Source organism: uncultured Corynebacterium sp. (assembly GCF_945649885.1).
Taxonomy (GTDB): domain Bacteria; phylum Actinomycetota; class Actinomycetes; order Mycobacteriales; family Mycobacteriaceae; genus Corynebacterium.
Genome location: NZ_CALZFS010000075.1, coordinates 1 through 13,714 on the forward strand (window position 1 = coordinate 1; position 13,714 = coordinate 13,714).

At 57.3% G+C, this 13,714-nt stretch carries 12 protein-coding genes and 1 pseudogene; 9 read left to right on the forward strand and 4 right to left on the reverse strand.

Annotated elements, in window-relative coordinates:
- Positions 1 to 36: 36 nt before the first annotated feature.
- Complete coding sequence (locus tag Q0M74_RS09045; RefSeq protein WP_293953596.1) at positions 37 to 1,071, reverse strand: IS630 family transposase; 1,035 nt, start codon at positions 1,069 to 1,071, stop codon at positions 37 to 39.
- 192 nt (positions 1,072 to 1,263) lie between these two features.
- Positions 1,264 to 2,413, reverse strand: a pseudogene (wecB, locus tag Q0M74_RS09050) (UDP-N-acetylglucosamine 2-epimerase (non-hydrolyzing)).
- Positions 2,414 to 2,732: 319 nt separating this feature from the next.
- On the opposite strand from wecB, the gene Q0M74_RS09055 reads away from it, so the two are divergent.
- Genes Q0M74_RS09055 through Q0M74_RS09065 form a run of 3 tightly spaced genes read left to right on the forward strand, consistent with a single transcriptional unit; the run spans position 2,733 to position 5,499 of the window.
- Positions 2,733 to 2,915, forward strand: coding sequence for a hypothetical protein (locus Q0M74_RS09055; protein WP_293953598.1), 183 nt, complete (start codon positions 2,733 to 2,735; stop codon positions 2,913 to 2,915).
- Positions 2,908 to 4,323: an amidase gene (locus Q0M74_RS09060; RefSeq protein WP_293953600.1), complete on the forward strand. Its 1,416-nt coding sequence runs from the start codon at positions 2,908 to 2,910 to the stop codon at positions 4,321 to 4,323. The genes Q0M74_RS09055 and Q0M74_RS09060 overlap by 8 nt, the downstream gene beginning before the upstream one ends.
- A 15-nt stretch (positions 4,324 to 4,338) precedes the next feature.
- Positions 4,339 to 5,499, forward strand: coding sequence for an SLC13 family permease (locus Q0M74_RS09065; protein WP_293953602.1), 1,161 nt, complete (start codon positions 4,339 to 4,341; stop codon positions 5,497 to 5,499).
- Here Q0M74_RS09065 and Q0M74_RS09070 read toward each other — a convergent pair.
- Positions 5,488 to 6,531, reverse strand: a complete 1,044-nt coding sequence (locus Q0M74_RS09070) for a substrate-binding domain-containing protein (protein ID WP_293953605.1) — start codon at positions 6,529 to 6,531, stop codon at positions 5,488 to 5,490. The two genes, Q0M74_RS09065 and Q0M74_RS09070, sit on opposite strands and share 12 nt — an antisense overlap.
- 206 nt (positions 6,532 to 6,737) lie before the next feature.
- Here Q0M74_RS09070 and Q0M74_RS09075 point away from each other — a divergent pair, with 206 nt between their 5' ends.
- From Q0M74_RS09075 to Q0M74_RS09100, 6 genes are all read left to right on the forward strand, one after another.
- On the forward strand, positions 6,738 to 7,214 hold the full coding sequence (locus Q0M74_RS09075) for a MarR family winged helix-turn-helix transcriptional regulator (RefSeq protein WP_293953607.1): 477 nt from the start codon (positions 6,738 to 6,740) through the stop codon (positions 7,212 to 7,214).
- Between the two features lie 274 nt (positions 7,215 to 7,488).
- Complete coding sequence (locus Q0M74_RS09080; RefSeq protein WP_293953609.1) at positions 7,489 to 8,214, forward strand: MurR/RpiR family transcriptional regulator; 726 nt, start codon at positions 7,489 to 7,491, stop codon at positions 8,212 to 8,214.
- A 13-nt stretch (positions 8,215 to 8,227) separates the two neighbouring features.
- A complete protein-coding gene (locus tag Q0M74_RS09085; RefSeq protein ID WP_293953611.1) occupies positions 8,228 to 9,406 on the forward strand; it encodes an extracellular solute-binding protein in 1,179 nt (392 codons plus the stop codon).
- A gap of 53 nt (positions 9,407 to 9,459) precedes the next feature.
- A complete protein-coding gene (locus Q0M74_RS09090) occupies positions 9,460 to 11,253 on the forward strand; it encodes an iron ABC transporter permease (protein WP_293953613.1) in 1,794 nt (597 codons plus the stop codon).
- Entirely contained in the window at positions 11,244 to 12,311 is a 1,068-nt protein-coding gene (locus Q0M74_RS09095; protein WP_293953615.1) for an ABC transporter ATP-binding protein, read from the forward strand. The genes Q0M74_RS09090 and Q0M74_RS09095 overlap by 10 nt, the downstream gene beginning before the upstream one ends.
- Positions 12,308 to 12,946, forward strand: coding sequence for a histidine phosphatase family protein (locus Q0M74_RS09100; protein WP_293953617.1), 639 nt, complete (start codon positions 12,308 to 12,310; stop codon positions 12,944 to 12,946). The genes Q0M74_RS09095 and Q0M74_RS09100 overlap by 4 nt, the downstream gene beginning before the upstream one ends.
- 157 nt (positions 12,947 to 13,103) lie before the next feature.
- On the opposite strand, the gene Q0M74_RS09105 is transcribed toward Q0M74_RS09100, so the two are convergent.
- Positions 13,104 to 13,714, reverse strand: a 611-nt coding sequence (locus tag Q0M74_RS09105) for a hypothetical protein (RefSeq protein ID WP_293953619.1), incomplete at its 5' end; no start/stop codon positions are given.

Sequence of the window (13,714 nt, forward strand, 5' to 3'; positions counted from 1 at the left end):
TATAGCTGTCCTAAAACGAAGTCTGAGGGTATTCGGTTAGATCCGGTAGCCGAATTTGGTTGAACCGATGAAGGTTTCAAACGCGATGCACGTCTGTTCAAAGGTCTCGCGTTGACGGTTACTGACCGCGGATTTCGCTTCACCCCACACCCTTTCAATCGGGTTGTAATCCGGGGCATCCGGCGGCATCCAGATCAGGTGAACCCTTCCCAATCGATTGTTCTCACCGAGGAGCTCTCGGAGTGCTTTCGCCCGGTGCCACGCCGCGTTGTCCCACACGATCGCAATCTTCTTGCCCGGGTAACGCTCCACCAGCGTGGTCAACGCGGCGATGATGTTCTCGGTGTTTTGCCAGTCCAGGCGTATCAGATCCACCTGCCCAGAAGAATTATTAAGGAAACCGATATGCGACTGTGCCTGACGCTGACGATCGACCTTGAGTGTGGTCGGGTGGTTCTTGTGCACCCAGGCTTTAGGAACAATCGCTTCCTGCTCGACCCGGACCTCATCGGCAGCAAAGACCATCCAGTCTGCGCTGCCCATCATCGGGGCGATCTCCTCACGGATCTGAGCCATACGCTGCTCGATCACCTTCTGATCTGCGCGACGTTTGTCGTAGGTCTGCGGGTACCTAAAGGACAGGCCAGCATGGGTAAGCAGAAAATGATACGACGAGTCAGACTCATAGACGACCTCAAAACTTGACCAGACCCAGTCTTTGAGGTTGGGCACGGTCCAGAACTCCCCGACCAGACCGACACTGCTGGGAGGTGCGGCGAGGATACGGTTGATTTCTTCGCGTTGCTCGGGGTCGAGTTTGGAGGCGTTGGAGTTGTTGGCTTTAAGCGTGAAAACACTGGCCAGGCGGGTTTTGTTGAAGTCACGTTGCCAGGTCTTGATGGTTGAGGCTGTGCGGTCAACGAAACTACCGGTTCCCTGGTGATCCATGCCCAGATTGAGCAGCAGGAGTGCTTCTGCTTTGATCCGCACGGTTTTATAGCCGGATTGTTTATAACTTTTAAGGATGGTGACCTCCTCATCGGAGAGCACGGTGTGCAGAGGCTTGGTCATGTTTGCTAGTCAACGGCAATCGCTTTGGCTGCAGCAGTACCAATACGCACCACCCTCAGACTTCGTTTCAGCAAAGCTATACCTTACCCCGACCACTACTAACTTAACGGCATTGGGCTAAGTGTGCTAGAACCTTGACTTGTAAAATGCCCCTCCAGCACGGTTGAGATCGGGCCTCATTTCTGATTTGAGTTAGGAGTAATTATTTTCCGGATCAAACTCATCAATACGCTCGCCAATTCCCACTAGCTGCGCGATGGCGGCGACTGCACGCTTGGCGGCAAGGCCATCACCGTAGGGGTTCACCGCGTTGGCCATGGCTGCGTAGGCAGCCTTATCGTCAAGGAGCTTCTTTGTCTCGTCGATGATGCGCTGGCGGTCGGTTCCAATCAGAAGAACAGTGCCGGCGCTGACTGCTTCTGGGCGCTCAGTGTTTTCGCGCATTACCAGGACTGGCTTTCCAAGGCTTGGCGCTTCCTCTTGGACTCCACCGGAGTCGGTCAGAACCACCTCGGCACGCGCCATCAGCTTGGTGAACTCATCGTATGGGAGTGGATCCGTGACGATGACATTCTTGTTAGCTTCCACGTGTGGGGTGACAGCCTGACGGACCTTTGGGTTCAGGTGCAGGGGAAGAACGAAGTTGATCTCCGGGTAGGTCTGCGCAAGCTCATTCACAGCCAGGCCGATCTCGGTCATGGCTTCGAGGTTCTCACGGCGGTGGGTGGTCACCAGAACCATGCGCTTGTCACTGGCGGCAGCTTCTGCGAGCAGTGGGGAAGTCCCAGCTTGCAGCCTGGAGAAGTGCGTCGATCACCGTGTTGCCGGTGACAACAACGTCATCTTCGTTGAAGTTTTCGCGGAGTAGGTTGTCCCTGGAAACGGATGTCGGTGCCAAGTGTAGGGATGCAACCTGGCCGATGATGCGTCGATTAGCTTCTTCCGGGAATGGGGACTGGATGTTGCCGGTGCGAAGACCTGCCTCGAGATGGACGACAGTCACGCCACGCTGGAAGCCAGCAAGGGCTGCAGCCATGGCGGTGGAGGTGTCGCCTTGGGAGACGATGACATCCGGATTTTCGGCCATGATGATGCCGTCGAGACCGGCCACTGCACGGGAAATGATCTCATTCAGGGACTGTCCGGGCTTCATCAGTCCTAGGTCATGAGCTGGCTCAATGCCGAACATTTCGTTGACTTGCTCGAGCATTTCACGGTGCTGGCCGGTGGAGACTGCGATCGAGGTGAAGCGATCATCCTCCTGAAGGGCAGAAATCAGAGGCGCAACCTTGATTGCTTCTGGCCTCGTGCCATAAACGGTCATCACCTTAGGCTTATTCATCAATATCCAATCACTGGGGTAGGCATCTTGTGGCTCACAGGGGTTGAGTTATGAACCTCGAGACAGTGTATTGACTTTGCAAGCGACCTGCCAGTTTGGTTCCTTCTTCTTGTATCCGTTTGTTTTTAAAAGTTTTTAGTGTGACCAATTGATCAGGAAACTCCCCCATGAGTGTCCTATATCTAAAACCCTTGCAATTATTGCCTAAGTCACATAACTTTGAATTAGTTTCAAATGGAACTAATTCAATGGGTTTCACCATGAAGTGCAGCAAACGTGGTGGCTCTTGAGGGAAACTTTTGTGACAAGGAGTTCTGATATGAGTGTTTCGGTGAAGGATCTACTCGCCCTGAAGGGAATTCATCCAACTGAAGAGCATCTGCAGAAGATCGAAGCCAAATGGGCGGAGATTGAGCAGCTGAAATCAAACCTGGATGATATCAACCTTGATGATGCAGATATTGCACTGCGCAACATCCCGGGAGGGGATCACAATGGCTAAGGAACTTCTCAACAAGACAACCACTGAGGTGGCCAAGCTCATTGAGGGCAAGGAAGTCTCTCCCGTGGAGCTCACCCGGGCACTCCTGGATCATGCCCATGAAGTCAATGACACCACCAATGCGTATATCTCTTTCCGTGATGATGCAGCCCTTGCTGAGGCGAAGACTGCGGAGGAAGAGATCGCCGGCGGTAACTACCGCGGCACTCTGCATGGTATCCCGATGGCGATCAAGGACAATATTTATGTCGGGGGAGAGGTCACCACGATGGCCTCCAAGATCCACAAGGATTTTGTGTCCCAGGATGATTCCTCGGTGGTGAAAAAGTTGCGCGAGGCGGGCATTGTGCTCACCGGCAAGCTCAACATGCATGAGTATGCGTGGGGTATCGATAATAACTCCCCGCATTTCGGCTCTGTTCAGAACCCGTGGAACACCGATAAGGTGCCGGGTGGTTCCAGTGGTGGTTCGGGTGCTGCCGTTGCTTCAGATGCCTCCTTCACCACTTTGGGTACTGATACTGCAGGTTCCATCCGTATTCCATCGGCGGCCTGTGGCCTGGTGGGTCTCAAGCCCACCCATGGTCGTGTGGCCAAATACGGCTGCTATCCACTGGCGTGGTCCCTTGACCACATCGGCCCGATGTCCAAGTCTGTTGCGGATGCTGCCGCCACCTTGCAGGCCATTGCCGGCTTTGATCACCGTGACCCAACCTCTGTGGATGTGGCGGTGCCGGACTACTCGGCTGATCTCGGTGGGGATGCCAAGGGCATGGTCATCGGTGTGGAGGAGGACTACTTCTTCCGCGATGTTGATTCCCCGATCGAGCAGGCGGTCCGCAAGCAGATTGATGATCTGGTGGCACAGGGCGCCACGCTGAAGACGGTGAAGATCCCAAGCCTGGCGGTCAGCGAGTGGACGGAGCTTGCCACCAGCCTTTCTGAGGCTTCGGCCATCCATCACCGTGATCTGCAGAAGCGGCCGCAGGACTTCGGCGCGGACATCCGTTTCCTCTTTGAGCTCGGTGAGCTCTTCTCCGGGGTGGATTACCTGCAGGCACAGCAGGCACGTCGACAGATCAAGCAGGAGTTCACTAATGTCCTGCAGGATGTGGATGTGATCATCGCACCGACCCTGCCTGTGATGGCACCAGATATCGGTTCACCCACCGCCAAGCTCAATGGTTCGGATGTTGATCTGATTGACAGCTTCATCCGCTTCACCGGGCCGAGCAACCTCACCGGCTTGCCGGCGATGACTGTTCCCGTTGGTACTACTGAGGGCCTGCCGATTGGTCTGCAGATCATCGGCCGGGCATTTGATGAGGCCCGCGTTCTCAAGGTCGGCTCCATTATTGAGGCCGGCGACCCCATGGGAGGCCAGCGCGCACCGGTTGGTGCTGCATAGCCTTATAGTCCGTATATGGGAATCCGGACCACTGTAGTGGCGATGGTGGCGGCAGTGTTCGCCACCATCGTCCTTCTTGTCACTGACAGTTCAGAAGCTGCCACGCTGTTCATCAGGCTCTTGCCGATCTTCGTGTTCGTGGCGGGCATGTCAGTGGTGGTCAACATCGCCGCGCAGGTGGGTGTGTTTGACACGGTGACGCGCGCGCTGGAAACAGTGGCGCCCCGCGGTGAACGTCTCCGCAGACAAGCATTGTGGGCGGGGTTGATCCTGATCAGCATCGTGGTCACGGTGTTCCTGTCGCTGGATACCACCGCGATTTTGCTGACACCCTTGGCAATCGCCGTGGCCAGGCGCAATGCGCTGAACCTGATGGCGATTTCCTTCGGCGTGGTGTGGATTGCCAATATCGCCTCCCTGCACCTGCCGGTGTCCAACCTGACCAATCTGTTGGCGCTCAGCGGTGGGGGTTTTGCCGGCGAGCTGGACTATATCCTGGCTGCCTGGTTGCCTGCGACGATCGCCACCGGCATCGCAGTATTGGCGGCACTGGTGGTCAACCGCCTGCCGGTCCGGGTGGCAGCTGATAATCCACCGCCGCAACCGGACAATAGGGCAGAGACTGACCCGCTGTTGCGCCCCGCGCTGATCACCATCGGTGTGCTGCTTCCCGCCCTGGCGCTGCCGACCATCCCGTACTGGCTCTCCAGCACGGTCGCTGCCATGGTGATGCTGGGGTTTGCGATTGCTTTGAGGCGTGACCTTGTCCAGATAAGGCTGATTCCCTGGCCATCGTTGATCCTTGCCAGTGCGATGTCAACGGTCGCAACCGCCGTCAATGTCCTTGGCGGAGCGCAGATTGTGCAGGAGATGCTGGGTGGGACCAGCCTCCTTGCCCTGGCTGCTACGGGTGGGCTGGTGGCCAATCTGATGAACAACATCCCCGCATTCCTCGCCCTGGAGCCGGCTGTTTCTAATCCAGATTCCTACCTGGCGCTGCTGATCGGTGTGAATGCCGGCCCCATCATCACGCCTTGGGCATCCCTTGCCACCCTGCTCTGGCATGACCAGCTGATCCGTGCCGGGGTACAGATTCGCTGGCGTACCTTCATCGGTTTCGGCTTGGTTCTGGCACCCGTGGCGGTGGTGGTGCCCACCCTGGCGTTAATGGTGTGAAAAAGGGGTCAGCGTGCTGATCACATTGAAGTCGAATCCGTTGGCCTCTGCGATGGCAACGGGCTGAATGGCTTGATTATCGGCGAACCTGATCGGGCCACGGGGACTGTCGAACTCCAGGTTGTTGATAGTGCGGTTGAAATCATGAAGCCGGATGCTCTGGCTCTGCTGTGCCAGGTGGGAGAGGGTTTGGATCCCCTGATAGCAAGACTGCGCCATGGAATTCATTGGGGGAGCGCTCACCCCATTGGCCAAGACATAACGGCCCAGAAAGTCCAGTGCCTCCGGGCTGGTCAACGTGCGGAAATAACTGGCGGAGGAGTAGAGGTTCTCCGTGGCATCAATACCACTGGCCAGCAACATGTTCTCATCCATCAGGGGGCTGTAGCGTGCGATCTTGGTGTGTAGGCCAGCTTCGGCGAAGTTCCTGTTGAAGTCCACGGCATCCTGGCCTACCAGGAGCATCAGTACGGCATCGCAGCCACTGCTTTTTACAGCATTGGGAAGTCGGGGGTCGCTACCCTCACCCATGGTGACCAGGGAACTGCCGACTATCTGCAGGCCCAGGTCAGATGCTGCCAGGGTGGTTTTCTCCAGGGACTTGATCGGCCAGATATAGGAGGCGCCCACCACATACCAGCGGCGATGGCCAAGGTGTTCCCGCATCCATTTCAGTGCTGGAAGTACCTGTTGCTCCGGGTTCTCACCGGTGAGGAAAACACCTGGACTTGGACGGTCACCCTCAGAAAGTGATGTGTATATATAAGGAATACGATCGCGCAGGATCGGCACCAGCTTTTGCCGGATGGATGAGATATGCCAGCCGGTGAGAGCATCGATGCTTCCCATGGTGGTCAGGGCATCGACTTCCCTGGCGATTATTTCGGGTGACTGGCCGGCATCAATATAGGTCAGTTCTACCTGGCGGCCACCGATGCCGGTGGAATTGTTCAGTTCATTCTTGGTCTGCTCAGACACGGCCACACATGAGGGCCCGAAGAGCCCACCCGGTCCCTGGAAGGGGACGAGCATGCCAACACGGTAAATGTCGCTGTTGGCTGCTCGGTGTGGGTGACTGAAGGTGGGCATTGGGGGTGAGAGGCCTCTGGTGGTGTTAGGGGATGGATTGGATTGGAACCAAAACGTAGCCAATAGGAAATGTTTAAATTGGAAATACCTGACTAGGCTGGAAGAACGTAGTGCATGTTCTGTGTGCCAGTTTGTGAAGGAGATATCCGATGGCCATCAATGACGTCCAGCACGGCATTTCAATTGACCCTGATCACATTGATGTGCCTGTCGAGTCGCTCCTCACATTAATTGTGCACACTACCAAAAAAATGGGTGCAGCGGTCGCAGATACCGTGGGGCAGAAGGGCCTCACCCTTGATGAATGGATGGTCTTAGATGCCATCCACCGCCACGATGGCGTTGCCATGACGCAGGTGTCTGCAGCCTCCGGGTGTCAGGGGGCAACGCTGACCCGTGCGGTGGACAAGCTGGTCAATAATGCTCTGGTTTATCGCGAAGCCAGCCCACTGGATCGTCGAAAAGTCATTGTCTTCATCTCCGAGCTGGGCAGGATGAAGCATGCTGAGGTGGCGGCGAAGCTGGCAGGATTGGAAGGGTCGGCGGCCCAGGTACTGGAGGGGGTGGGACTTTCCCTGCAGGAGTTTGCTGTGCTGATGCGGGGACTGGCTGGTGCCGAGGGGTAGTGCCTGCCCCTTGGCGCGCACTATAGGCCGATAAGTCACTGTGAAGCCCCAGTGTGGGCGGGATTTTCCATGCCTTTATCTGAACACCGGATGAACCGCACAATAACTTTCAATTCTTGCACTGCTTGCAAGAAAACTTGGGCTTAGGGTTCTGCATGTGAGCTTCAAAGACCGGGTTGAAGAGTGTTTCTCTTCCTTAACGCAATCAGACATATTAATCGTCACTGAACTGAAGTCGCATCCTGTCGATGCGGCTCTATGGAAGGGCGAGGATGTGGCACGACGGGTGGGTGTACACCCCTCGGCGGCCACGCGTTTGGCACAGCGTTTGGGATACCGCGGGTATTTGGAGCTCCGGGAAGACCTGCGGGTGGATCGCGAAGAATTACTGACAGGATCCGGCGCAGGGGACAGATTCCGCAATGAGCTCGAAGAAGTCGGGGATGCCACCATCCTGGAATCTCTGCTCAGCGCAGAGGTGGATTCCCTGTCTGCACTGCGCAAGCATGTGCAGCAATCGCAGATTGACCAGGTTGCTGATGCTCTGGCCAGGGCGAAGCGGGTCCATGTATATGCCCGCGGTAACGCTGGTGTACTCGCGGAGCTGATGGTGCGAAGGATGCGTCGTTTCGGCATCCCGACCACTGAACTAAGTGGTGATACCCGTGATCTGGCGGAGAAGACACTTCAGATAGCCCGGGGAGATGTGGTGGTTATCTTCGCCTTCCGCAAAGCACCCACGACACTGCCCACACTGCTCAAATCTGTACGTGGGGCAGAGGCCACCACGGTGCTGGTCACTGACACCCTGCACATGCTCACTCCCACACCTGATCTGGTGCTGTCAGCACCACGCGGAACCACTGATGGTTTTGCCTCGCTGACCGTACCCATGGCGGTGACCAACGCAGTCGTGCTCACCATGGCTGCACGTCACGCCCACACTGTACTGCCGGCCCTGGACCGGCTTGATTCACTCATCAACTCTTTTGAAGAATAGGACGAACACCCTCATGTTTCGGAAACTGTGTATTGCTGCTGTCGCCACCCCTTTGACTCTCATCCTCGCCGCCTGCGGTGGGGGAACTCCCACTGACTCTGCCACCGCCACTGCTGAAGGCACCGGAAATGCTTCAGCTGCTGAACTTGACGGCCTTGACCATGAGGAGCTGGTGACCCGCGCTGAGGAAGAAGGTTCAGTGACGGTGTATTCCTTCACCTCCCGCATCGCGGCTGTGGAAGAGGCCTTTGAGCAGGAATACCCAGGCATTGACTTCATCGGTCATGATATTTCCTCCACAGAGCAGATCACCCGACTCAAGGCAGAAGCACAGGCTGGTTCACCTTCCGCAGATGTTGCCTATATCTCCGATGCTCCGGTGGTGATCACAGAACTGATCGAACAGGGTGTGCTCCACAACTATGTGCCCACACGTGTGCAGGACAGCGTGCCGGAAGAATACCAGGACCCCATGCTGGCCAACCGCCTGTCCACCAAGATCCTGATGTACAACGAGGAAGCGAATCCGGAAGGATCCCCGATCACCAACCTGTGGCAGCTCACCGATGAGGAATGGAATGGCCGGGTGGTCAGCGTGGATCCATCTGTGCGGGGAGACTACCTGGATCTGATGTCCGAGATCATCCTGCAGTCCGATGCCTTGGAACAGGCTTATCAGGACCACTATGGTTCCGGCATCGAGCTGGATGAGGATGTGAACAACGCCGGCGAACAGTTCATCAAGAACCTCTACGCCAACGGGCTGGTCCTGGTGGATGACACCGATACCGTCAACGCCGCGGTAGGTGCGGTGGGCCAGGAGAACCCACCGGTGGGCTTCACCTCCTACTCAGATATCCGCGATAACGAAGATGAAGGGTGGGCACTGCAGGCATCCCTGGGCACCGAACCTGCCGTGGGAATCTCCTTCCCCGCCTATGTATCCCTGGTTGATGGTGCGCAGAACCCTGCTGCTGCCCGCCTGGCCATCGATTTCCTCATGGGCGATGACTCCGACACCGGCGGTGCCGGCTACGCACCGTTCTACGTTCCAGGTGATTACCCCACCCGCACTGATATCACTGCCCCAGAAGGTGCGGTGGCACTGGATGAACTGGGTGCCTGGGACATCGATCCCGAAACCACCGCGGAGGTCCGCGGCGATGTCGCTGACTTCCTGCTGACCCTCTAAACCCGCATGGCGGGGGCGTCGATAAGCATGTTTTTAACCATAAGGAACCAGGAATGTCAGTTTTAACCTCGGTGCAGAAAGATGCACCGGAGAAGCAGCCCCAGAACCGGAGATGGCACCGGATCACCACCCTGGCCACCTCACCCACCGTGGTGCTCGGCGTGGGAACGCTGATTGTCCTGGCTGTGTTGGTGGTGGCACCGCTGATCGGGTTGATCAGCACCACTCTCGCGCCGGGCAACCGGGAGGCGTGGAGCGATGTGTTCGCCTCACGCCTATCTGCGAACCTATTGTGGAAACCCCTGCTCAACTCCCTGGCAGTGGGTGTGTCCACGGCCGTGTTGTCCACCATCATCGGAGGTTTCCTGGCTTGGGTCGTGGTGATGACACGCATCCCGGGACGCAAAATCCTCGGTCTGCTGGCCATCATCCCCTTCGCCCTGCCCAGCTTCGCGCTGGCACTGGCCTGGGAATCGGTGTTCCGCAATGATCTCATCGGTGGTTCCCAGGGAATCCTGGGCAATATGGGTATCGCTGTACCGGACTGGCTGGCCTGGGGGCCGGTACCGATCTCCCTGACACTCACGGCACACTATTTCTCCCTGTCCTTCATGCTCATCGCCGCCGCCCTGGCCAATGTCAACGGTGACCTCATGGAAGCCGCGGAATTAACCGGTGCCTCCACCTTCCGGGTGGCCAGACAGATCGCCCTGCCCGTGGTCACCCCGGCGGTGATCTCCGGAGCCCTGCTGGCCTTTGCCGAAGGAGTATCCAACTTCGTCACACCCGCCCTGCTGGGCTTACCGGTGCGCTATCACACGCTGTCCACCAGGCTGTATGGCTCCATCACCACCGGTGACTACTCACGTGGTTATGTGCTCTCCATCGCCTTGATCGTGGTCGCTGCCATGATCATGTACGCCTCATCCAAGGCCACCAGCGGTCGCCTCGGACGGCGCAGCTTCGCCACCATCACAGGTAAGGGCGGTCGGGCCAGCACCGTACAGCTCGGTGCTTTCACCGCACCCGTGGCAGTGTTGTCCTGGATAATCGTGGCCTCCACCACGATCCTGCCCGGCATCATCTTGATCCTGAGTTCCCTGACCCGCCGCACCAATGACTTCAGCTCCGGCCTCACCCTCCACTACTGGATCGGACAGTCCGACCCAGCCATTGCCCAGGGGCAACGCGGCATTCTCATCAACCCCAACATCGGGCAGGCCACCTGGAATACTGTGCTGCTCGGATTGAGCGTGGCCGTGGGCGCAGGAATAGTGGGGCTTCTCATCGCCTATGTGATCACCCGCACCGCGGCACCCGGCTGGGTGAAAGGGCTGATGTCCGGCCTGGCTTTCATCCCCTTCCTCATCCCCGGAATCGCACTCGGGGCAGCATTCATCGCGCAGTTCGGTGCCCCGATCGGACCACTGCCCAGCCTGTATGGAACATTCGCCATCCTGGTGCTTGCGGGTATCTCCGCCACCATCCCCTTTGCGGTACGTTCCGCAACCTCCGCATTGAGCCAGGTCAGCCGTGATGTTGAAGAATCCGCCGTCATGGCCGGTGCCGGACTGCTGCTGCGGATCCGGGCGATCCTGGCACCACTGACCGCACGTGGGCTCTTCACCGGGGCAGTCCTGGTGTTCGTACAGATGGTCCGTGATCTCTCACTGGTTGTCCTGCTGGCCACCCCGGCCATGCCGGTGCTCGCCGTGCTCACCTACCAGTACTCATCAGAAAACTTCACGCAGATGGCCAATGGGGTCACAGTCATCATTGCGGTTATCTCCGTCGGGGCGACGATTCTAGCCCGACGATTCGAAGGAAAGGCACAACCGTGGAACTAGACAACCTGGTCATCCAGGACTTACGCAAAGACTTTGACGGCAAGGCTGCCGTGGATGGCATCTCACTATCCGTACCAGCTGGGGCATTCCTGGTACTGCTTGGCCCCTCAGGCTGTGGCAAGACAACCACGCTACGCATGCTTGCCGGTTTGGAAACCCCCACCTCCGGACATATCCAATTTGGCTCCAAAGAGATCTTCGCCGGGGGAGTGGCGGTGCCGCCGGCCAAGCGTGATGCCGGCCTGGTCTTCCAGTCCTACGCACTCTGGCCACACAAAACTGTTTATGACAACGTGGCCTGGCCCCTCCAGGTGGCCAAACACCCCGACATCTCCGGACGGGTGGCTTCGGTGCTGGAGATGCTCGGCATCAGCGAGCTTGCCGCCCGCTACCCCGGTGAGATCAGCGGTGGACAGCAGCAACGTGTTGCCATCGCGCGCATGATCGCTTCCGCACCCTCCTACCTGCTTTTCGACGAACCCCTCTCCAACCTCGACGCCAAACTACGTGTTGAAACCCGTGGCGAACTCATGCGCATCCACCGCGCCACCGGAGCCACCAGCGTCTACGTCACCCACGACCAGGTGGAGGCCCTGACCATGGCCACCCACATCGCTTTGATGAAAGACGGGAAGATCGAACAGTTCGGCACTCCTGCGGAACTTGTCAACGCCCCTGCCACGGCCTTTGCCGCCACCTTCATGGGCACCCCGCCATGCAACGTGATCGACGGGGCACTGGTGGGCATGGAGAACGGTGTCCAAGCCATGTACCGGGCAACCTCCCTGTGCCTGGAGGTTGGTGCAGGCTCCGGGATGAACCAGGTGGACGCAGTCTTTGTGGACCAGGTACCCATGGCTGACCGCTGGGTCATTGGCGCCATGCTTGAAGATGGCACCCGCATCTCCATCATCACGCACACCAGCGTGCCACTGCAGTCAGGTGATGCTGTGAGCATCACCATCCCCTCACGCCCAGATGCAATCTACGACGCAGACGGTACCCTCATCAAGACTCCGAGCCATAGCGGAAACCATAGCGAAAGGAGCCTGGCATGAAAGTAGTCCTCTTCAGACACGGTGAAACAGAATGGAATGGAGCCAGGCGACTCCAGGGACAACAGAACCTCTCCCTCTCTGAAGTGGGGCGCAGCCAGGTTGCCGCCGCAGCAAGCCTGGTACAACGATTAACCCCCGATATGGTGGTGGCCTCCCCACTAGCCCGGGCCTCTGAAAGCGCAGTCGAACTGGGATACCCGGAATTCCATGTAGAGCACCGGCTTGCCGAACGATGCCTCGGAACCTGGGAGGGGAAATTTGCCCGCGATGTCGTTGACCAGGAAGGCGACAACTACCAACACTGGCGCGAAGGCACCTACGATCCACCCGGATCTGAATCAATCGACGCCTTCCGCACACGCGTGATGGAAGGCCTCCAATCAGTGCTTGCCTTGGCAGCAGAACAGGAAGCTTCAACCCTGCTGATAGCCACCCACGGCGGAGTCATCCGAGCGCTCATGGACCTCACCGTAGGCCTCGACCAGTCCCGCGCAGTGCCGCTCCACCCAGCCAGTATCAGTGTTCTTGATATTGCAGATGGTGGTGCTGGTACTGGCGGGAAGCGGTTGGGGGTTGTGAAACTGCGACTCTATAACTGGACCTCAGAATATCTTGCTGAGCCGGCAACGGAGTAGGGGCCTTTGTGGCCGATAGATTTCCGAACATATTCTGAATAGTCTGTGCGCAATTTGTGTTAGTGAAGGGCAGTGGCGCACTGCCCTTAAGATGTGTGGCCCAATTGCACTGACATAGCTAAAAGAAACCCCACCTGGGCGAACCCTTGTGGGTGAACTACCAAGAGGGGCTTGCTGACGGAATATCTAAGTTAGTTTCTAACGTGACTTCATATCCAAGGTTTCGGAGAGTTTGTGCCGCGAGATCATGGTTTTGACGAATCACGGTCTCGGCCTGCTTGCTTCGAAACTGACTTCTGCCATTTTCAACATGCTCTTCCCATTTGTCTTTACCTCGAAAACTTAATTCAACAATTGCAAGTTGGATTACATCTTCAAGACAGACTCTATAACGGTGTCCGCCCGTAGGGTAGTGGAGTTTCGACTGGTCAGAGGCGGAAGAACGTTGTCCATTTCTATCTAATGAAATCGCCAGTGGAACTGAATCTGAATGGATGTGGAGGTGAGCACCAGGTTTGTTCCTGGCATGGCGCTCAAATTCATATCGAATGATTGGTCTAGGGCGAGAACCGTCGATCAGACGGATATGGAATTCGCTGGTTTCGACTGCAAGGTGATCGTTGGTTCGATCGAGACTCAATCTATAGGAAACTTTCAGCTCTCCTTGTGCTGGTCTCGGGGAGGCTGATGGAAGCCCAATCGAAAGTTCAGCAGAAGCACGAAAGGAATCAGAGCTGATGCTCTGGTTTTTGAGATCCACCTGGTTTT